This window comes from uncultured Roseivirga sp. (assembly GCF_963973945.1).
GTDB lineage: Bacteria > Bacteroidota > Bacteroidia > Cytophagales > Cyclobacteriaceae > Roseivirga.
On sequence record NZ_CAXBBV010000001.1, the window covers coordinates 356785 to 375684 of the forward strand.

Annotated in this window: 21 protein-coding genes; 11 read left to right on the top strand and 10 right to left on the bottom strand. The window is 39.0% G+C overall.

What is annotated here, in order from left to right; all coding sequences use genetic code 11:
• Positions 1–89: 89 nt before the first annotated feature.
• Positions 90–521, bottom strand: coding sequence for a VOC family protein (locus AAC026_RS01685; protein WP_339606129.1), 432 nt, complete (start codon positions 519–521; stop codon positions 90–92).
• Positions 522–637: 116 nt separating this feature from the next.
• Here AAC026_RS01685 and AAC026_RS01690 point away from each other — a divergent pair, with 116 nt between their 5' ends.
• Both AAC026_RS01690 and AAC026_RS01695 read left to right on the top strand, forming a co-directional pair.
• Positions 638–1087, top strand: coding sequence for an Lrp/AsnC family transcriptional regulator (locus AAC026_RS01690; RefSeq protein ID WP_339606128.1), 450 nt, complete (start codon positions 638–640; stop codon positions 1085–1087).
• Positions 1088–1178: 91 nt separating this feature from the next.
• Positions 1179–3470, top strand: a complete 2292-nt coding sequence (locus AAC026_RS01695) for a TonB-dependent receptor (RefSeq protein WP_339694503.1) — start codon at positions 1179–1181, stop codon at positions 3468–3470.
• An 11-nt stretch (positions 3471–3481) separates the two neighbouring features.
• Here AAC026_RS01695 and AAC026_RS01700 read toward each other — a convergent pair whose 3' ends face one another.
• Complete coding sequence (locus AAC026_RS01700; protein ID WP_339606126.1) at positions 3482–3853, bottom strand: helix-turn-helix transcriptional regulator; 372 nt, start codon at positions 3851–3853, stop codon at positions 3482–3484.
• A 156-nt stretch (positions 3854–4009) separates the two neighbouring features.
• Positions 4010–4222, bottom strand: coding sequence for a helix-turn-helix transcriptional regulator (locus AAC026_RS01705; protein ID WP_339694506.1), 213 nt, complete (start codon positions 4220–4222; stop codon positions 4010–4012).
• A gap of 155 nt (positions 4223–4377) precedes the next feature.
• Here AAC026_RS01705 and AAC026_RS01710 point away from each other — a divergent pair, with 155 nt between their 5' ends.
• Positions 4378–4677 carry a hypothetical protein gene (locus tag AAC026_RS01710; protein ID WP_339694509.1) on the top strand — a complete coding sequence of 100 codons (300 nt, stop codon included), beginning with the start codon at positions 4378–4380 and terminating at the stop codon, positions 4675–4677.
• A gap of 45 nt (positions 4678–4722) precedes the next feature.
• On the opposite strand, the gene AAC026_RS01715 is transcribed toward AAC026_RS01710, so the two are convergent.
• Positions 4723–5370 carry a porin family protein gene (locus AAC026_RS01715; protein ID WP_339694512.1) on the bottom strand — a complete coding sequence of 216 codons (648 nt, stop codon included), beginning with the start codon at positions 5368–5370 and terminating at the stop codon, positions 4723–4725.
• 43 nt (positions 5371–5413) lie between these two features.
• Here AAC026_RS01715 and AAC026_RS01720 point away from each other — a divergent pair, with 43 nt between their 5' ends.
• Positions 5414–6397 (top strand): hypothetical protein, encoded by a 984-nt coding sequence (locus AAC026_RS01720; RefSeq protein ID WP_339694514.1) that lies wholly within the window; start codon positions 5414–5416, stop codon positions 6395–6397.
• Here the strand turns inward: AAC026_RS01720 and AAC026_RS01725 are convergent.
• From AAC026_RS01725 to AAC026_RS01740, 4 genes are read right to left on the bottom strand one after another with little or no spacing between them, the layout of a single operon-like run.
• Positions 6394–7584: a glycosyltransferase family 4 protein gene (locus tag AAC026_RS01725; RefSeq protein ID WP_339694517.1), complete on the bottom strand. Its 1191-nt coding sequence runs from the start codon at positions 7582–7584 to the stop codon at positions 6394–6396. The genes AAC026_RS01720 and AAC026_RS01725 overlap by 4 nt on opposite strands.
• Before the next feature lie 19 nt (positions 7585–7603).
• Positions 7604–8257, bottom strand: coding sequence for an endonuclease III (gene nth / locus AAC026_RS01730; RefSeq protein WP_339694520.1), 654 nt, complete (start codon positions 8255–8257; stop codon positions 7604–7606).
• Between the two features lie 14 nt (positions 8258–8271).
• The gene (locus AAC026_RS01735; protein ID WP_339694523.1) at positions 8272–8508 is read right to left on the bottom strand and encodes a hypothetical protein; all 237 of its coding nucleotides are present in this window, start codon (positions 8506–8508) and stop codon (positions 8272–8274) included.
• Positions 8483–9082 carry a sigma-70 family RNA polymerase sigma factor gene (locus AAC026_RS01740; RefSeq protein ID WP_053223323.1) on the bottom strand — a complete coding sequence of 200 codons (600 nt, stop codon included), beginning with the start codon at positions 9080–9082 and terminating at the stop codon, positions 8483–8485. Before AAC026_RS01740 ends, AAC026_RS01735 begins: the two co-directional genes overlap by 26 nt.
• A 278-nt stretch (positions 9083–9360) precedes the next feature.
• Between AAC026_RS01740 and uvrA the strand changes: the two genes are divergently transcribed.
• The 5 genes from uvrA to rnhA all read left to right on the top strand — a co-directional run bounded on the left by uvrA (position 9361) and on the right by rnhA (position 13896).
• Positions 9361–12180, top strand: a complete 2820-nt coding sequence (uvrA, locus tag AAC026_RS01745) for an excinuclease ABC subunit UvrA (protein ID WP_339694526.1) — start codon at positions 9361–9363, stop codon at positions 12178–12180.
• Between the two features lie 18 nt (positions 12181–12198).
• Complete coding sequence (locus tag AAC026_RS01750) at positions 12199–12378, top strand: hypothetical protein (RefSeq protein WP_339606117.1); 180 nt, start codon at positions 12199–12201, stop codon at positions 12376–12378.
• A gap of 92 nt (positions 12379–12470) precedes the next feature.
• Positions 12471–12641 (top strand): hypothetical protein, encoded by a 171-nt coding sequence (locus tag AAC026_RS01755; protein WP_339606116.1) that lies wholly within the window; start codon positions 12471–12473, stop codon positions 12639–12641.
• Entirely contained in the window at positions 12638–13033 is a 396-nt protein-coding gene (locus tag AAC026_RS01760; RefSeq protein ID WP_339606115.1) for a type II toxin-antitoxin system VapC family toxin, read from the top strand. Before AAC026_RS01755 ends, AAC026_RS01760 begins: the two co-directional genes overlap by 4 nt.
• Positions 13034–13164: 131 nt before the next feature.
• Positions 13165–13896 (top strand): ribonuclease HI, encoded by a 732-nt coding sequence (gene rnhA / locus AAC026_RS01765; protein ID WP_339606114.1) that lies wholly within the window; start codon positions 13165–13167, stop codon positions 13894–13896.
• A 317-nt stretch (positions 13897–14213) separates the two neighbouring features.
• Here rnhA and AAC026_RS01770 read toward each other — a convergent pair whose 3' ends face one another.
• On the bottom strand, positions 14214–15785 hold the full coding sequence (locus tag AAC026_RS01770) for a PQQ-dependent sugar dehydrogenase (RefSeq protein ID WP_339694529.1): 1572 nt from the start codon (positions 15783–15785) through the stop codon (positions 14214–14216).
• A gap of 105 nt (positions 15786–15890) precedes the next feature.
• On the bottom strand, positions 15891–16910 hold the full coding sequence (locus AAC026_RS01775) for a helix-turn-helix domain-containing protein (RefSeq protein ID WP_339694532.1): 1020 nt from the start codon (positions 16908–16910) through the stop codon (positions 15891–15893).
• Positions 16911–17193: 283 nt separating this feature from the next.
• Between AAC026_RS01775 and AAC026_RS01780 the strand changes: the two genes are divergently transcribed.
• Both AAC026_RS01780 and AAC026_RS01785 read left to right on the top strand, forming a co-directional pair.
• Positions 17194–18372 (top strand): transporter, encoded by a 1179-nt coding sequence (locus AAC026_RS01780; RefSeq protein WP_339694535.1) that lies wholly within the window; start codon positions 17194–17196, stop codon positions 18370–18372.
• Positions 18373–18376: 4 nt separating this feature from the next.
• Positions 18377–18859 carry a hypothetical protein gene (locus AAC026_RS01785; protein WP_339694538.1) on the top strand — a complete coding sequence of 161 codons (483 nt, stop codon included), beginning with the start codon at positions 18377–18379 and terminating at the stop codon, positions 18857–18859.
• The last annotated feature ends 41 nt before the right edge of the window (positions 18860–18900 follow it).

An 18900-nucleotide genomic window follows, 5' to 3' on the forward strand; every position in this document is an offset into this window, starting at 1 on the left:
TGTATCAGATTTGTACTTTACTTTCAAACGTCCACCTTGAATCGTTTTGCTTTTGAGTCAAAACACCCATTGAGTTTAAAAACTCAAGCTTAACCTTTGGCGAATAACTGATCGATATCTTTAAATGCTTTAAACTCTAAAGCGTTTCCGTCTGGGTCCAGAAAAAACATAGTAGCCTGTTCTCCGGCTTCGCCTTTAAAGCGGATGTAGGGTTCTATAACGAAATGTATTTTCTCTTTCTTTAACCGCTCCGATAAATCCATCCATTCGCCCCAATCTAATACTACACCAAAATGAGGAACAGGAACATCATGCCCATCTACTGGATTAGATTGAGCGTTGTCTGCCCCATGGTTTTTAGCAGTTGTGTGAATGACGAGTTGATGTCCAAAAAAATTGAAATCAACCCACTTTTCTGCGCTTCTTCCTTCAGCGCAACCTAAAGTTTGGCCATAAAATTCTCGGCATAGCGCTAAGTTTTGCACAGGAATAGCCAAGTGAAATGGATTAAGTTTTCTCATATTTCTTTTTCTTACAAAGATCTTTTGAGATAGCTTCATTCTAAAATTGATTGAATTGCCTAAGTTTGATATTTCGATTCTATGAATGGTTTTATTAACCAATAACAGTTGATTCAATGATTGATGCTTTAGACTTAAAAATACTGAAGGTTTTAGAGAAAAATTCAAGACTCTCATTTGCCGAAATCGGAAGACTTGTAGGCCTTTCTCCATCTGCCACAAGAGAGCGAGTACAAAAGCTAGAAGAGAAAGGGGTGATCTCTAACTATACAGTAGAAATCAATAGCCGTTTACTCGGCTACGATATTGAGGCCTTTATTTCTGTGAAGGTTTTCCATGGCAAACTGAAGTCTTTTCTAAGCGTTGTTGGCACTTACCCAGAAGTTAAAAAAGCCTATAGAATAACTGGCGGCCAAAATGTTCAACTTGAAATCATCGCAAAAGACAGACTACAGTTACAGCGGCTCATCGATAAAATTATGGAATACGGTGATACGCTCACTCAGCTTATATTATCAGAAGTAGAAATCGACAAAGAAAAAACTACCTACACAATCTCGAAGTAAGTAAGCTCTAAACCTCATAAAACAAGGTTCAGAAGTGTTCCCTAATCCGCAAAAAATCCGATCTTCGAGTGTGGAAAATTACTCAGCAGGCATGCAAGCAATTCGGCAATCAGGATTTATTCGAAAATCACAACAACCCATATTAATGCTCTGTTTTTTGAGCATCGCCCTTTATGCTAAATCGCAGACTGGTTTGATACTGCTAGGCTCTAATTCTGAACCTATTGAAGGGGCTTTGGTATATGTTTTAGGTACTGACCAAGTAAAAGTAAGCGATCAGCGGGGAATGGTAATCTTAGAGATTTCCGAAAACAGCAAAGTGAACATTACCCATGTAGGCTTTAAAACACTCGAAATTGAAGTGATTGCAGACTCTTGGAAAACTTTGACATTAACACCCAACACTACCGACTTACAAAGTGTAGAGGTAGAAGGCTTTTTAGAAAACCGAGATTTAAGCGAACAAGCCGGAGCAATTTCTACCTTAGGACTCAGAGATTTACAACGTTTCGATCGAAGCTCTTTGGTGCAAGCCATAAACTCCGTGCCTGGTATTCGTTTTGAAGAAAGAGCAGGAGCAAGTTATCGTATTTCTATTAGGGGCAGTTCAGTCCGTTCTCCTTTTGGTGTGCGTAATGTAAAGGTATATTGGAATGATATTCCCTTTACCGAACCAGGGGGAAACACCTTTATCAACCTGCTAGACCTCAATAATATTTCTGGAATTGAAATTATTAAAGGCCCTGCAAGCAGTATTTATGGTGCAGGAACAGGCGGTGTAATAAAGTTAAGAAGTACAGTGCCGGGCGATTTGAACAATAGCATTCAGGCGTCAGCAGCCATGGGTTCATATGGCCTGTTAAAGTCAGGTATGATTTTCAATCAGCTGAGCAGCAAAAACAGTCTGACCGTAAAGGCTAACATTCAGAAATCAGACGGCTACAGAGATCACAATGCCATGGATAGAAGAAATCTCGAAATGGATGCGCTGTTTTTTCCCAATAGCAAGCAGACACTCTCCATTTCAATGCTTTATTCAAATCTATTTTATGAAATACCAGGCGCACTAAACCCTTTGCAAAGAAGCGAAAACAGAAGGAAATCTAGGCCGGGAAGTACTGAAAAAAATGCTTCTATTGACAATCAATATTGGTTAATGAAAATAGGGCAAGAACTAGAATGGGGAAAAGGATGGAAAGGAAAGGTGTCAATTTTTGGTTCGAAAATGGACTTTGAAAACCCTTTTATTCTTGACTATAAACAAGACGAACAGGATATATTTGGTGGAAGAATGGAAGTGAGTCGAAGTGTAATTTTTGCTGGAAAACCTGCCAGTTTTGTAGTTGGAGGTGAATTTCAAAAGTCTTCTTTCTTGGGTAAGAACTTTGGCAATGTAATGGGGCAGGCCGACACTATTAATTTTGAGGATGACATCACTTCAAAGCAGTCTATCGTTTTTGGATCGTTCCGAATTGAACCTATGAGAGACCTTTTTGTTACTGCAGGCCTCAGCCAAAATGCATTGAACTATGACATTAATCGCTTGGTGGATAAAGTGAACAATAACCCAACACAATTCAACAAAAAATTTGAAACGGTATGGTCGCCAAGGCTGGCAATTTCAAAAAAAATAAACCCTGATCTCTCTGTTCATTTTAGCGTCTCACAAGGTTTTTCTCCCCCTACTACAACAGAAGTTAGAACCAACGAAGGCAGCATCAACCGTGATATTGAACCAGAAAAAGGCACTAATTATGAATGGAATGTTCGTGGCAATTTACTTGATACTCGTCTATCATTCGATATGGCCATTTTCAGGTTCGACCTTAAAGAATCAATTTCCTCCTACACCAATAATGATGGGGTAGTGCTTTTCAGAAATGCAGGAAAAAACATTCAGCAAGGCTTAGAATTTCAGCTTTTGGGTCAATGGGTTAAAAATGAAGAGCAGCCTTTGCAAAACTTAAGTACTTCCCTCTCTTACACCTTTCATGCCTTTGAGTATAAAAACTATATTAATGATGGTGATGATTTTTCTGGAAATGCCTTACCTGGAACGGCTCAAAATGTAGTGAATATGCAGGTAAACGCCAGTTTCATTTATAACCTAAATGTTAACCTAAGCTATCATTACTCAGATGCTATTCCACTAAACGATAGCAATACCGTTTACTCTAGGCCATACAACCTCTGGAATATGAATTACAGCTATAAGATTCCGAAAAAGAAAAAAACGCAGTGGGAAGTATTCGGTGGTGTAAATAATATTTTTGATGTAGACTACAGCTTGGGCAATGACCTCAACGCATTTGGTAACCGCTACTTCCAGCCAGCTCCTGAAAGAAATTACTTTATTGGAGCCAAACTAATACTTTTACATTAAGGCCTACTGAATTAATGCCCTTCTTCTAACCGATCGATACGCTTATTTACAGCCTTCAGTTCTTCCTGTACCTCAGCTAGGGCTTTTTGAAGGTCTGAATTTTGGGGTTTTCTGACTTTGTATTCTCCAGCCGAATCAGCAACCATCAATCGATTTTCATCAAGTAACATTTCACCCTCTCCAGTAATTAGCCAGTTCAGGTCAATGTTCTCATATGATTCTTTGAGTTTGATATAGAAATCGTGGCTAGGAGAAGTACGTCTACCTTTCTCAGAAATTATGTTATACACAGCAGTTCGGCTAAAATCAAGCTGTTCTGCAAGAGAATTCACAGATAAACCAAAATGCTTCATTAACAACTCTATGCGATCATTTACTGACATAAGTAAAAAATTATTCTCATATGTTTGTAATTGTAATCAAATGATTACATATTTGTTTGTGCAATTGCTAATTGCAACCAAGACATAAATTCTAACTATAGTAAAAAAGCATTAGTAAAGAATTAATCTACAGTAGTTTAAGCAGGTAAACAATGACTATCCTTTTGTCCGTACCAGTAGTTCCCTAACATCTACGTCCAAAACTGCGGCAATAGTGAAAAGAGTATCCATTGTTGGCTGCATATCATTGGTACACCAACGCGATACAGTAGTGATGTTCTTTCCTGTTTGCTGAGAAAGCCAATTATTTGATTTTCCCTTCTCTGCTAAAACTGCTTTTATACGATTATAGATTTTCTTTTCGGCCATAAACTTATCGTTAAACACACATTATTGGCCAAAATAAGAAATTAATAATTAGCATTTGACAACATTGGTTATCGTATAAGTAAAATAATATATCGTATAATAAACTATTAATTGTGTTTAACGATAATAATTATAAATTTGGTTAAATATTACAAATGTTAAAGCTAATCGTTATGGATAAAAAAGCCCTTGCCCTTCATCTTATAAAACAAGACCTTAAATATCGTCAAATGGTAGTAGCCCAAAATAGCGTGGGTATTCATTTGGAGTTTCATCCCGACTTAGTACGAGTTATCCGCGCTTTAATGGGGCATTCTAATATTCAAACCATAGACGCTTGGGCCGATGTATATGTGCAAGGAATGGCCAAAGTAGAAAAGGTATCTTGGGGTGATGAGGCAGGGCTTTATATTGTGGCACTAAACATTTATAAATCACTAGAAGGATTTAACTGATTTATGTGCGAATGTTTTTAACCTCGATTATTCAGGCAGTTTGCATTAAAACTTAATTCCTATTTCGAGGGCAAAAAGCCTGTTTTTAAGGGTAAGTTCATCGTAAGTGTCATTTTGGGTTTTCACCTGATTAATAAAACCAAGGTTATAGAATAGGCCTGCGTAAACACGTGTATTAACACCAATAGTTCTTTCTAAACCTCCACCAAAATTACCTGCTAAATCAAAGCTTCTAAACTCACGAATGAGGTCAGAGTTATCTGATTTAGGAGAATTACTCAAACGTATTTCGGGTACAAGACCAAAATTGAAATAAACCTTTGTATCAAGGATTACCTCGTTTGTGTAAAGTTTTAATAAGGCCGGAATCTGTAAAAACTCTTGGCTAAAACTAGCAGCTCCCGTTATGTTGGCAATGCTATTGGTTGACCGCGCAGTTATACCAAAATCTTTGGAAGCATAATTAATTCCAGCGCTGAAAAAGTAATTTTCTTGAAACTGGTAATCCACAAAAGCACCAATCAAAAACTGAACAGACGAACCATCATCATCATAATTAGTGCTTGTGCCCTCTGTGCTTGGTTTTGAGTAAGTAAGCGTAGGCCCTAATTTGATACCAATATTATAATCTTGCGCTAAAGCTGATATGCTAAACAATGATAATAGAACGGCTGCAAAAGTGAATTTCCTCATGGGGAATAAAATAAATGAATACTTTTGTCATTTAAAATTAAGTATGAACAAAAGCTGGATTATAAGTTTCGTTTTCCTATTGGTAATGGCTTGTGGTAAGGATGATCCCTGCAAAGACATTCCAAATATAGCCCTTGATTTAGACTATGTGAGTTTGATTGATCAAATTCATTCAGTAGAAGATACTGCAGCTTTAAGTGCTTTTTTAGAAGCCAACCCCATTGTACGCGATTACTTTTTTCTAGCCGCAGACTATCCATCAAAGTCCGAAATGCTCACTGAGGTTTTCAACCTGATAAAAAACCCATTTGTAGATACGCTGTATCAGCAAACCAAGCAGATTATAAACGAAGCCCAATTAGAGCAAGATTTAGAAACAGCCTTTAAACGTATCAAGTCTTATTACCCTGAATATAAAGTACCTAAAGTTCAAACCGTTTATTCCGCCTTTGGTAATGATGTGTTCTTCTCCGATTCATTGGTAGTGATAGGATTAGATTATTACTTGGGTCCAGAAGCTTCTTATCGACCAAATGTGTACGACTATTTAGCAGTAAGGCTAACTCCTGAGCACCTTGTACCACACATTGTTCAGTTTAGTTCTTTAAAATTTAATGACACTAGCGAAGACGCTGAACGTACCATTTTGGATGAAATGATTTACTACGGAAAAGCCCTTGAATTCACGAAAACTATGTTGCCTTGCTTGTCTGATAGTTTGATTATGGGTTATGATGGCGAAACATTAGCCTCTTCAATACGCAGCGAAGGTTTTCTGTGGTCGTATTTTGTTGATAATGCTTTGTTATACGACAAGAGCCCACTGAACCTGACAAAATACATCGATGAACGTCCGGGAATTCCAGAAATCGACCCTATTTGCCCAGGCAGAATTGGCCAATGGATAGGCTGGCAAATCGTTCAGAAATATCAAGAGGAAAAGGATTTAGACTTTACTGCGCTTATGAAGCTCACTGACGCTAATGATGTTCTGCTGCAATCAAGATACAGGCCAAGAAACAACTAAGCGCTCTTGGTCGACTCTAAAACATTAATCAATTTCTGTACTTGCAGCCTTCTTGAATAAAGCCTTTCCGCCACTATTCGAGCGTTGTTTTTATAGGTTTCCAAACGTATAGAATCCTCCATGTACGGAGCAATCTGCTTTATAAAATCACTTGGGTCTTCTGGATTAGTATAAAAACCGCATTCATTTTCTTCTACCAAGTTTTTCGTCCAGCCAGCTGAGTTTACAATGGTAAGCTTACCCGAAGCCAGACTGTCGAACATTTTGTTTGGGCTGTTGGTGCCTAAAACAGGAATGTTGGCAAAAGAGACATATGTGGCATCGGTTACGTTCAGTAATCTTCGCACACCCTCCTTATTCTGATGGCCATAAAACTCTACATTACTTAGGTTTTTTAAATAGGCCTCAAGTTTAATTTGATGAAGTTTCGAGCCTTCACCCACAACCTTGAATTTTATATTTAGCCCTGCTTTCAAACATTTTTCAGCAATATTTAGCAAAAACTCGAGGTGATTGGTAATTCCAATACTTCCCAAATAGGTAACAACAAAGGCATCGTTTACATGGTAAAACGAAGTCAGTTTTGGGTCTTTTAATTCCTTACTAAAAAATTCGCAATCGGCCATATTCGGAATCATGTGCACTTCTTTTTCAGGAACTACTTCTTTAATCCAATCTTCCATGCCAGGTGAAAGTGCAATAACCTTATCTGCATGTTTGTATATTTTAGCTTCAAGCGCATAAAGCTGCTTTTTTAGCCAGCCAGCCTTAATAGCCCCAATCTGAATCGGGGCAGTGGGCCACAAATCTCGTACTTCAAAAATATAGGGTTTGCCTAATTTTTTCTTTAACCAAAGACCTACCAAGCCTACTGTTAATGGTGTGGAAGTCAAATATGCCAAGTCAAAACTCAAGTTCTCTTTTGAAATCAGGTGCTTGGCCTTTTTTTGAAATGAATAGAAAGAAAAAATACGCTTAAGAAACCCTAAATCATTGCTATAATAAACTGGCAAATAATGGACTGTGATTCCATCAATCACGGTTTTCTGATAGATTCCTTCATTGTGGCTTGTAATCATTTCAACCTCAAAACCCTCGTCCACCAAGCCTTTGGCCAAGTAGTAAGAGCGAATGGCTCCACCTTCTTGAGGCGTTTTAAAATATTGGTGGATATACAGAATTTTCATGGTGAACAATCAACGGGCGCTATCGTGCTATTCCTTCCCTTTTTTCGAAATAACGGCAAAAAGAAGTTAACGGACATGATTCGCATTTGGGAGTACGGGCTAAGCAAGTATAGCGACCATGTAATATGAGCCAATGATGCGCCAAGGGAATCACCTCTTTTGGTAAGTGTTTAACTAATTGTTTTTCTACTGCCAAGGGAGTATTGGCATTCTGATTCACCAAACCCAATCTTTTGGAGACTCTATACACATGCGTGTCTACCGCCATACTGGGCTGATTCCAAATTACAGAAGTAATTACGTTTGCTGTTTTTCGGCCAACACCCGGTAGTTTCTGTAAATCCTCAATGGTTTCAGGAATTTCAGAATTAAAATCTTCCACCAACATTTTGCCTAAGCCCAATAGGTGCTTGGTTTTGTTGTTAGGGTACGAAACGGTTTTTATATAGGGAAAAAGTTCGTCAAAATGAGAAGCCGCTAAATGGGCCGGGGTAGGGAAATCTTGAAACAATTTGGGCGTAACCATATTGATTCGCTTATCGGTGCATTGCGCACTCAAAACTACAGCCACGAGCAGCTCGAACGGATTGCCATATTGCAGTTCCGTTTCGGCCTGTGGTTGGTTTTCACTAAAGTATGCTATAAAAGCCTCGTATCTCTGCTTCCTCGTCATGCCCCTAAATTAGGCTATTTCAAGGAATGAAGGTCATAGGATTTAGAGTAACTTAGTATTTTGTCGATAGTCGACTCAGAAGGTACTCGTTCAGCTGCCGTAATAGACTTCACTGTTTGCTCAAGTTCATGCAACTCATGCGCCAGCGAGCCATTTAAAATGGCAGCAGTTTGAATTTCGATATTTTCTTCTGTGTCGGTCTCCTGATATATGTATCTGATCAGGTCATTCTGGGTAGATGTTCTTATCATACGCAACGTTCATTTTGTCCATCTTTTTTCTAAGATTGATGAGCGCATAACGCATACGACCAAGGGCGGTGTTGATACTAACATCTGTTACTTCAGCAATTTCCTGAAAGCTCATTTGCATGTAGTGCCTCATCATAAGAACTTCTCGCTGTGAATCGGGTAGCTCTTTTATTAACTCCCTTAGTAACGCGTGTGTATCTTCTTTTATTTGACGATCCTCGATAGATTCTTCAGAAAACTCTAAACTGTTGAACACATTGCTGCCATCTTCCATCACAATTGTAGGGTACCTCTTGGCCTTTCTAAAGTGGTCAATCGCTAAATTATGTGCGATTCGGCTCACCCATGGCAGAAATTTACCTTCTTCATTGTAGCGTCCAGACTTTACTGTATTCACCACTTTCACATAAGTTTCCTGCAATAAATCTTCTGCAAGATCATGGTCTTTTACAATCATATAGATCGTAGTAAAGATTTTGTTTTTGTGACGTGAGACTAATTCCGCGAATGCGTCTTCATTACCGTTTTTGTATAGCGATATCAATTGGCTATCGCTTACTTCATATTTCCTCATGTTAGTTATTGTTAGGTCTAAGTAGAGGTTTATATCATACGGTAATGTTTAGTTTTTGGAAATGGATTAATGAAAGTAACAATCTCAAATGTATTGATTCAAATACAGATTACAAATATTTGATCGTAATTTTTGATTTTCAAGCTTTAGGCTAATGCCTTCAGCACTATTGCAAAACTTTAATCAAGTATAATGCCAGAGTTTAGAATTTAATTCTGAAAAAGGTAATTATTTTTCAGTTAACAATTAGTTGCTAGCTCTGTTATCTTTGCAATCGTATGAATTCAACAACACTTAGCCGCCCTACCCTTATTGATGATCTGAATCCTAGAGAGTTCATTATAATTAAGGGTGCAAGGGTAAATAACCTCAAAAGTGTCGATGTGGCCATTCCAAGGAATAAACTGGTAGTGGTTACTGGCCTTTCTGGTTCTGGAAAATCATCGCTGGCTTTCGATACGCTTTTTGCCGAAGGGCAGCGGATGTATGTGGAAAGCTTGAGTTCATATGCTCGCCAGTTTTTAGGCCGAATGGAAAAGCCTGAGGTGGATTATATCAAAGGGGTTTCGCCAGCCATTGCCATTGAGCAAAAGGTGAATACGCGAAACCCTCGGTCTACGGTAGGCACTACTACCGAAATTTACGATTATCTAAAATTACTTTTTGCCCGAATTGGAAGGACCTACAGCCCAGTAAGTGGCAAAGAAGTGAGCCGCGATAGCGTAACCAGTATTGTAGAGTTTTTGATGGCCAAAGAAGAGGGCACCAAGGTGATGATTCTTTGTCCGCTGATTCAGAAAGAAGAGCGTAGCGTAGCAGAAGAACTGAATCTCTTGCTACAAAAAGGTTATACCCGTGTGGTAGCCAAAGGTGAGCCCTATTTTATAGAAGATTTACTCAAGGACGAAAAGGACATTGTTTCCAAAGACTTAGAAATCCTGATTGATAGAGGGGTTGTGGCCCATAATGAAGACACACAATTCCGTTTTTCAGATTCGGTACAAACCGCCCTTTTTGAGGGGCAAGGGGATTGTATTGTTGAAGTGATTGGTGAAGGCCGAACGGCTTTTTCAGACAGATTTGAGGCAGATGGAATTTTGTTTGAAGAGCCAAGCGTTAACCTATTCACCTTTAATAACCCCTTTGGTGCTTGTAAGCGCTGCGAGGGTTTTGGGAAGGTTTTAGGAATTGATATTGACTTGGTCATTCCCGATAAATCTCTTTCGATATATGAAGGTGCTATTGCTCCTTGGCGAAGCGAAACCATGAATAAATGGTTGCAACCGCTATTAAAACACGGCATTGAGTTTGATTTTCCTATTCACAGAACTTATGCAGAACTTACCGAAAAAGAGAAGGAGCTGCTTTGGACCGGCAACAAATATTTTAAAGGGCTCAATAAGTTTTTTGAACATTTAGAGTCGAAAACACACAAAATTCAGTACCGCGTAATGCTTTCGCGTTACCGTGGCCGCACCGACTGCCCAGAGTGCAAAGGAACACGATTAAGGAAAGATGCCTCTTATGTAAAGGTAGACGGTAAAAGTATTACCGACATCGTACTAATGCCTGTAAAAGAGGCCGCAGTTTTCTTCGATAAGCTTCCACTTACTGCTCATGAGGAAAAAATTGCCAAAAGGTTACTTCAAGAAATTCAGAACCGACTTGAGTATTTAGGTCGAGTAGGCTTAGGTTACCTTACCCTCAACCGATTGACCAGCACTTTGTCGGGCGGGGAGTTTCAACGCATTAAACTGTCCACTTCCTTGGGAAGTGCTTTGGTCGGTTCCATGTATATTTTGGATGAACCAAGTATAGGACTGCACCCTCGCGATACCGACCGATTGATTTCTGTTTTGCTTACCCTGCGCGACTTGGGAAATACCGTTGTGGTAGTAGAGCACGAGGAAAAAGTAATGCAAGCGGCTGACCAAATCATAGATATTGGGCCCGATGCTGGATCTCATGGTGGTGAATTAATTTTCCAAGGAACGATCGAAGAATTGGTTCAGAATGGCACGGGCCATACGGCCAATTATTTGAGCGGAAGAGAAAAATTGCCTATTCCTGAACACAGAAGAAAATGGCGTGACGCGCTCAAAATAAAAGGAGCCAGAGAAAATAACCTCAAAAATGTGAGTGTCGATATTCCCTTGGACGTGCTGACCGTAATTACAGGCGTAAGTGGTTCGGGAAAGTCTACCTTAGTAAAGAAAATTCTTTATCCTTCATTGGGTAAAATGTTAGGCACAGTAGGTGAGCAAACAGGCAAAATGGATGCGCTTGAAGGCGACACCAAAAAGGTAACCCAAATTGAGTTCATCGATCAAAATCCGATTGGTAAATCATCCCGATCGAACCCAGTTACTTATGTAAAAGCTTATGATGCCATCAGGGCCTTGTATTCTAATTTACCCCTGTCGAAGCAGCGTGGTTATAAGCCCGCATTTTTCTCCTTTAATGTAGATGGCGGCCGTTGTGAAACTTGCCAAGGCGAAGGCGTGGTGAAAATTGAAATGCAGTTTATGGCCGATATTCAGCTGACTTGTGAAAGCTGCAAAGGCAAACGTTTCAAACAAGAAATTCTAGAAGCTACCTACAACGACAAAAGCATTGCCGATGTATTGGACATGACCATTGATGATGCTATGGACTTCTTCGCCAATGAAAAAGCAGTGCATAGTAAACTGAAGCCACTGCAAGAAGTGGGCTTGGGCTACATCCGTTTAGGACAGTCTTCCAATTCGCTCAGTGGAGGCGAAGCCCAAAGGGTAAAGCTGGCTTTCTACCTCGGAAAGGGGAAATCGAATGACAAGGAACACATTCTTTTCATATTTGATGAACCCACTACGGGCCTTCATTTTCACGACATTAGTAAACTGATGAAAGCCATTAACGCACTGATTGAACAAGGCAATTCCGTCATCATTATTGAGCACAATACCGAAGTCATCAAACTAGCCGACTGGATTATTGACCTTGGCCCAGAAGGGGGTCACGAAGGCGGTAACATCACTTTTACCGGTACGCCTGAAGAAATGATTAAGCTCAAAGACAACTACACCGCGCAGTATTTGGCGGTAGATATGGGGAAGTAGAAGCAAACACTATTTAACATGGAAATCAAAGCAATCAAGACGGAACTGGACTACAATCAAGCGCTTAAAAGACTTGAAGCAATTTTTCATGCTCCCGAGAAAACTCCTGAGGGCGATGAAGCAGAAATACTTTCAATATTGATAGAGAAATACGAGGACGAACACTATCCAATAGTTGCCCCTGATGCTATATCCTAAGTCAATAAATTTCGTAACTTGATTATATGGACGCCATTGACAAAAAAATATTGAATAATTACCTAGGCTTACTTGAACGCTTAAGCCCAACGATGAAATTGAATCTAATTGACAGGCTAACGAAATCGGTAAAATCAAAAGCTTCTGCAAAATCAAAAATGAAATCAGCCTTTGGGGCATGGAGCTCAGATGAGTCTGCAGAAGAATTAATCAAACGAATTCAAAATAGTAGAAAAACCAATCGTCAAATCGAGGAGCTTTGAAATACTTGATTGATACCAATATTTGTATCTATTACATGAAGGGTCGATATGGGTTAGACTCTAAATTTAATTCCGTAGATGTAGATTCTCTATATATTTCCGAAATTACCCTCGCTGAGCTCAAGTATGGAGTAGCAAATAGCGCATCTCCTGAGCGTAACAATTTAGTCCTTTCTAACTTTCTTTCTGGCATTCAAATCCTTCCAATCTTTGATGGCTTAGATACTTTTGCCAATGAAAAAGCAAGATTGAGAAAAGAAGGTCGACCCGTAGATGACTTTGATCTGTTAATTGGTTCATCTGCTATCGCTAATGATCTAACACTAGTTACCAATAACGAAAAACACTTCGACCGTCTTACTGGTATAAAAATGATAAACTGGACGAAGTAATTTAAGCTGCGCAAAGGCTAACCGTCTGTTTACTCACATTTTATTGTCATAAAAATGAATATATTTATGGCTATACGTCACATTTGTGATTGATACATAGCGTTAAACGAAATATTCTACTACGAACATTTATGGGAACTTGGGATGAAATACCGGAAATAGATCTTTATTCAGACGGAGGTGCTGAGCCCAACCCTGGTAACGGGGGGTTTGGAGTAATCATGTCCTATAAAGGGAAGCGAAAGGAATTCTTTAAGGGTTATCGGCTAACGACAAATAATCGAATGGAATTGATGGGGGTGATTTTTGGTCTTGAACAATTAAAGACTACGTCCAAAGTGAAGGTTTACACAGATTCTAAATACGTGATTGATGGAGTTGAACTTGGTTGGGCTAAAAAGTGGAGATCAAAAAATTGGTTTCGAACCAAAAATAAGAAAGCAATTAATTATGATCTCTGGTCTAAGCTCCTAGACTTGATTGAAAAACATGAAAAAGTGAAGTTTAACTGGGTGAAAGGGCATGCAGGCCATCCTGAAAATGAGAGGTGCGATGAACTTGCTAGCATTGCACTAAATTCAAAAGAACTCCTGGAAGACAAAGGTTATGAACCTAACAAGGTTGAATCAGAGACGCAAACTAATTCAAGTTTCCCAAAACAGAAAAAAATAAAAGTTGAAAAAGAGGGAGACCCATGCCGAAAATGTGGTACTACTGTGGTCGTAAAGAGACCAAAGAAAAGAAAAATAAAAGAGAATCAATCATACTATTTTGAATGGTATCTGTATTGTCCGAATTGTCACAATATGTATATGGTCGAAGAAGCAAAGAGGAATGTGGAAGACTCGAATCAACTGTTCTAAGTACTTTGGCTAACAGGCGCTAATGACACATATATCAACTTTTTCTAATCTATTTCAATACAATACAACCACCAATCTGTGTCTTCTGCAAGCGACTGTTCCCTTCTGAAAATTTTATGGTTCTGGTGGGTTTCATTTTTCTGAAGGCAGTGTTTTTACAGACAGCTGTGTGGGTAGCGTCCCGTTTAGTGCTTACAGCAAAGTGAGAGCATACGCACTTTAGCCTGTTGGTTTTCAAACACTTCGCAGAGTTCTCTTACTACAAAAAGACTTCAAAATTTAGGAGTCATTCCACAGTGAAATGACTCCCGTTTCTCTCAGCGCTTACTATTAAACACCCGAATCAGTTTGCCGTCTTCTTCGTCAGAAAGTAAATAGAGTTGCCCTCCAGGAGAAACAATTGCTTTTCTTAACCTCACCCTGCTATTGATGAATAGTTCTTCGGCACTTATGATTTTATCACCATCAACCACCATTCTCCACAAACTGCCTTTGCTCAGTCCGGGCACAATCAAATTCCCGTTCCATAATGGAAATTCTCTTCCTGAGTAAAAGGTCAACCCTGTTGGCGCAACAGTATGGTTCCATGAATATACTGGATCGGTGAAAGTCGCTCCCGAAATGGCCTTTGGTTGATAATTCGTTCGATAACTGCCCGTAGTAACATTAGGCCACCCGTAGTTCGCACTTGGTTTCAGAATGTTCAGTTCATCTCCTTGATTTGTGCCGTGTTCACTTAACCAAATATCTCCCGTTTCTGGGTGTATGGTCAGGCCTTGCGAAGCACGAATGCCAATAGCATAAAGTCCATTAACCGCACCTGGCCCAAAGTCAGGATTGTCTTTTGGAATACTCCCATCAGGGTTAATTCTGATGACCTTTCCACGTTTGTCTTTTACATCTTGTGCAACCGGAATTTCAGGGTTCATGTACTCAAAAAAGTTACGTTCGCCAATGGTAATGTATAGCTTGCCATCCTTGCCGAAGATCATGCCGCCACCATAGTGATAAAGCCCATGCACATAGGGTTCTGCCACAAAAAGTATCTCCACTTCTTTCAGTTGGTTGTCAATCAGTTTTCCACGGATAACTTTGGTCGTACTGGTTCGCGCCCTATTCTCTGCAGCATAGGAAATGTATACATAGTTATTTTGGTCAAAGTCTGGGTCGAGGAGCACCTGAAACCAGCCAGCATTGGCGCTTAGGGTTTGCCCATGAAGACTATTAGGGAAAATGCCTTTCTCAAATTTGGCAGTGTCAATCTCCACAGCCCTTGCCACATCCTTGGGTAATCCGGAAATGGCTTTCCGTTCTTTGGTTTCCAAATTAACACGAAGAAGGCTGCCATCCTTTTCAGCAATAAGCACATCGTTTTCTGAAATAAAGGCCATGCTCCAAGGTTTGTTGAGCCCTGTCAGTACCACTTCCTTTGCTGGGTTTGGCGTGAACTCTTCGGGTGCTTTAGGAATCGGGCCAGCTGAAGTGGCCTTGCCCACAATTTTCCAGTGGCCAAGGATTTTTTTAAGCAAGAGTAAATCATGATACCGATTCCCAAAAGAAGGAATATCAATCTCTAATTTGGCATAAGCCACATCTCTGTCAATCTCAATACCGATGATCTTTGATGGCCTATTATTCAACGTGCCTGGCGCTTTACGCCCATACAATCCTGCATATTCTTCAGAGGTCATAAAATAGGCCGAGTCGGTGCCATCATAGAGAAACATACGGGTGCCTGGATGGAAAGCCGTTGCTATCGAGTCTGGATAGTTATACTGGCTACCTACAATAAATTGATTGAGTATTTTCGTGATTTGCTCATGATCTGTTTGGGAAAAACACGGGCTGATACTTATGACAGCGAGAAAAATGAATACTTTAATTTTCATTGGATGAATTGATTTGTTCAGCCAAGATTACGAGCAGTGCCGTAAAGAAATCGAATTAATCGGAGATAAGAAGTCCAGAATGATCATTCTGGAGTAATTTGCAGCTTATGCCACCAACTGCTGAGCCTTTCTATACTCCGAGGGGGTGGAATTCGTGATCTTTTTGAATGCATCAAAAAAAGATGACTTGGAGCTAAAGCCTGCTTCAAAGCCGATGCCCTCCAACGAAAGCTCATGTCTAGTATGAATCAATTGTTGTGCCTCTTTCACCCTAAACTCTTTTACATATTGCGCAAAGCCATATCGGTACTCTTCATTCAATAGTTTGGACAAACTGTGTTTAGAAAGACCAGCCTGCACAGCCAAGTCATCCAGTTTTAGTTTCTGATTGATATATGGTTTTTGCGTATCCATCAGCACATTCAGTTCCTCCAGTTTTTTTGAGGCATTAGCGAGTGGTTGGTCAGTAGGTTTCAGGGAGAAAAACTTGCTGGAAAGCAGCATCCTACCCAAGAGAAAATATAAGGTGAAGGAAAATATTAGCGCACCCCATATGTAGGTAAACAAACCATATAATGCCATCTGATAAGTCAAATTGATGATGAGCATGGCAATGGTGAGTATGACCAAGTGTTGCTGTGGCTTGCTCATTGTAGAGGGCTTGATTATTACAGGTTTCAGCATTTTGACAGCGTAATACAAACCTAAAAGTGTGAAAACTGCCCAGATATAATAGATACCATAAATGATATAGCCATTCCATATAGCGGGATGATTTCGGTAAGAGTAGACTGAACCAATGGTTAGAATTGAAGCCAGTAGAATTATGAGAAGGACAGCATCCTTGGTATGAATTTTCCGATGCTGCTTGTAAATGGCTTTGGTGTAGAGGTAAAAGAATGGCCCAATAAAAGTACAGGCAGAAAGCCCTACTTGAAGGATCAATAAGTCTACATTATCTTCAAAATAATAGAAAACAGATTTACCAATCCGCAAGCTCAAAGCCAATAACAGACCACCCAGATAGGCATTTGCGACTTTGTTCTGGTTGCGAAAAACCAGAAAAGCACCAATCAATAATCCGTTGATTACCCCCAAACTGGAGAGCAAATAAAGTACTGACATCTTAGGGCTTTAGAGTGATAGGATAAAGATAGAAAAAGACTGCGTCTATGTAACGGTTCAGATTAAGGTAGGTTATTCAAGGAAGAGAGAGATGTGCCTCAGCTGAAAACTCTTGGTAGACATTAGATTGAGAATTGTGTTACCTGCTCTACTTTACAACGGTATCCTTATAGTGTTAGATTCAAATTTAACTTCTACATAAGAATTTTATAAAAGGTAAATTTACCTCTCATATTAGCTTTATTTAGATAAACATTGTTTATTTGAGGTAAATTCACCCTAAATGATAGATGAACTTTTAAATAAAAGCTTAGATGGCTCTAATAACTCTTCTCTAAAGGAGTTCCTTCAAAGTAAATTAGAAGTTACAGGCCTAAGTAAAACTCAGTTTGAAAAATTAGCTAATCTTCAAAGGAGAAGTCTTGATGGAATTCTAGATAAGTCCTCTAAGCAAACGGATGTTATAAACCTTCTTAAACTTGGTGAATTCTTAGACTTGACACTGGAAGAACTGATTGTTTATCATCTAAAAGATCGCCCCTTCGAAGAGATCAAGGAATTACAGAATTCATCGGAAATTACTTTTATCAATAAATATTTTGATCTTAAAACTCTTGCCAGTTTAGGGTTCATAGATAAAAATGCCAGTGTTGAAGACTTAAGTAGTAGAATATGTAATTTCTTTCAGCTTGACGACCTTTTCGACTACGAACGCGAATTGAATGACGCTCTGTACAGTAGAACAAAGAGAAGTTTTCATGACAAAATGAGAGACTTCTGGATAAAATCTTCTTACAAGTATTTTGAGCTAATTGACAATCCAAATGAATATATAAGGGATGATTTGAAAAAATTAATTCCTAAAATTAAACCGTATACCCAAAATGTTGAGAAAGGACTTTTAACTGTTTTTCGGGCTCTTTTTAATATTGGAATCACAGTAGTATTTCAGCCAATGCTTCCAAAAACTCAAATTAGAGGGGCAACTTTTTTGATCAATGAAAAACCATGTATTATCATAACAGATTTGAATAAGAATTACTCTACAATTTGGTTTTCCCTTCTTCATGAATTGCATCATGTATTATTTGATATTGAACAGTTAAGTGAAATAAAATATCATTTAACAGGAGAGCCAGATCTGTTTTTAATGCAAGAGGATAAAGCGAATCAATTTGCCGAAGACTACTTAATTTCAAAGGAAAAAATGAAATTCATTGAACCGTTAATTCATAATCCATTAATGGTATCAAAATTTGCTAATGAACTTCAGGTACACCCTTCCATTATTTACTCTCAATTTCAATTTAGGCAGGCAGACAAGGGAAACAATTACTGGGGTGCATTTAAAGAACACTTCCCTGATGTAGAAATAGCAAAGAAAAATTTGAATGTATCAAATTGGGATGTCGATTCACTAGAAATGGCAGCAAAAAAAGTTAAGGAAATATTAACAGTTTAGGAAAATGGATTCAAATAAGAATATCAAAAAAGAGGGTCTGTCTAAGGAAGAGCTAGAAAGACTTGAAATTCTTCAACAGGCTGAGAGCGTCAAAGGTGAGCAACTAGCAATTAATTTAGACTCCGAACTGGTAGTTGAAAATGAGGCTGAAAAACTTATTGGACAAAAGATAGATGATCCAGTTGAAAAATTTCAACTCTATTATAAAGGCTTAAACAAACTACTCAAGGATAATCTTCCCAAGGGCAAACAAAACGAGGAAGCAAGAAGAATAGTCTATGATGAAAAGAATGTCTTGATTAACCGTGGAGCAAAAAAGAACGAAAAAGGCATTAGAGGTAGTGATGGTCGAATGGCATATGTCGAGGACTTAGAAGAAGCTATATATATAGTTGCCAAATGGATAACAACTAAAGGAAGTTACTACGACCTTTACAGAGCTTTTTGGGATAAAAATGAAGAGTTGGGTTATGGCCATCAAGAATAACAGCCCATTAACATCATCCATAAACCAGCATCTCCCCGGTG

Coding starts and splice junctions, on each gene's coding strand:
- AAC026_RS01780 (WP_339694535.1), top strand. CDS start 17,194: ATGATAGATGAACTTTTAAATAAAAGCTTAGATGGCTCTAATAACTCT.
- rnhA (WP_339606114.1), top strand. CDS start 13,165: ATGGGAACTTGGGATGAAATACCGGAAATAGATCTTTATTCAGACGGA.
- AAC026_RS01685 (WP_339606129.1), bottom strand. CDS start 521: ATGAGAAAACTTAATCCATTTCACTTGGCTATTCCTGTGCAAAACTTA.
- AAC026_RS01715 (WP_339694512.1), bottom strand. CDS start 5,370: ATGAGGAAATTCACTTTTGCAGCCGTTCTATTATCATTGTTTAGCATA.
- AAC026_RS01690 (WP_339606128.1), top strand. CDS start 638: ATGATTGATGCTTTAGACTTAAAAATACTGAAGGTTTTAGAGAAAAAT.
- AAC026_RS01755 (WP_339606116.1), top strand. CDS start 12,471: ATGAAATTGAATCTAATTGACAGGCTAACGAAATCGGTAAAATCAAAA.
- AAC026_RS01700 (WP_339606126.1), bottom strand. CDS start 3,853: ATGTCAGTAAATGATCGCATAGAGTTGTTAATGAAGCATTTTGGTTTA.
- nth (WP_339694520.1), bottom strand. CDS start 8,257: ATGACGAGGAAGCAGAGATACGAGGCTTTTATAGCATACTTTAGTGAA.
- AAC026_RS01705 (WP_339694506.1), bottom strand. CDS start 4,222: ATGGCCGAAAAGAAAATCTATAATCGTATAAAAGCAGTTTTAGCAGAG.
- AAC026_RS01770 (WP_339694529.1), bottom strand. CDS start 15,785: ATGAAAATTAAAGTATTCATTTTTCTCGCTGTCATAAGTATCAGCCCG.
- AAC026_RS01775 (WP_339694532.1), bottom strand. CDS start 16,910: ATGTCAGTACTTTATTTGCTCTCCAGTTTGGGGGTAATCAACGGATTA.
- AAC026_RS01725 (WP_339694517.1), bottom strand. CDS start 7,584: ATGAAAATTCTGTATATCCACCAATATTTTAAAACGCCTCAAGAAGGT.
- AAC026_RS01735 (WP_339694523.1), bottom strand. CDS start 8,508: ATGATAAGAACATCTACCCAGAATGACCTGATCAGATACATATATCAG.
- uvrA (WP_339694526.1), top strand. CDS start 9,361: ATGAATTCAACAACACTTAGCCGCCCTACCCTTATTGATGATCTGAAT.
- AAC026_RS01720 (WP_339694514.1), top strand. CDS start 5,414: ATGAACAAAAGCTGGATTATAAGTTTCGTTTTCCTATTGGTAATGGCT.
- AAC026_RS01785 (WP_339694538.1), top strand. CDS start 18,377: ATGGATTCAAATAAGAATATCAAAAAAGAGGGTCTGTCTAAGGAAGAG.
- AAC026_RS01710 (WP_339694509.1), top strand. CDS start 4,378: ATGTTAAAGCTAATCGTTATGGATAAAAAAGCCCTTGCCCTTCATCTT.
- AAC026_RS01740 (WP_053223323.1), bottom strand. CDS start 9,082: ATGAGGAAATATGAAGTAAGCGATAGCCAATTGATATCGCTATACAAA.
- AAC026_RS01750 (WP_339606117.1), top strand. CDS start 12,199: ATGGAAATCAAAGCAATCAAGACGGAACTGGACTACAATCAAGCGCTT.
- AAC026_RS01695 (WP_339694503.1), top strand. CDS start 1,179: ATGCAAGCAATTCGGCAATCAGGATTTATTCGAAAATCACAACAACCC.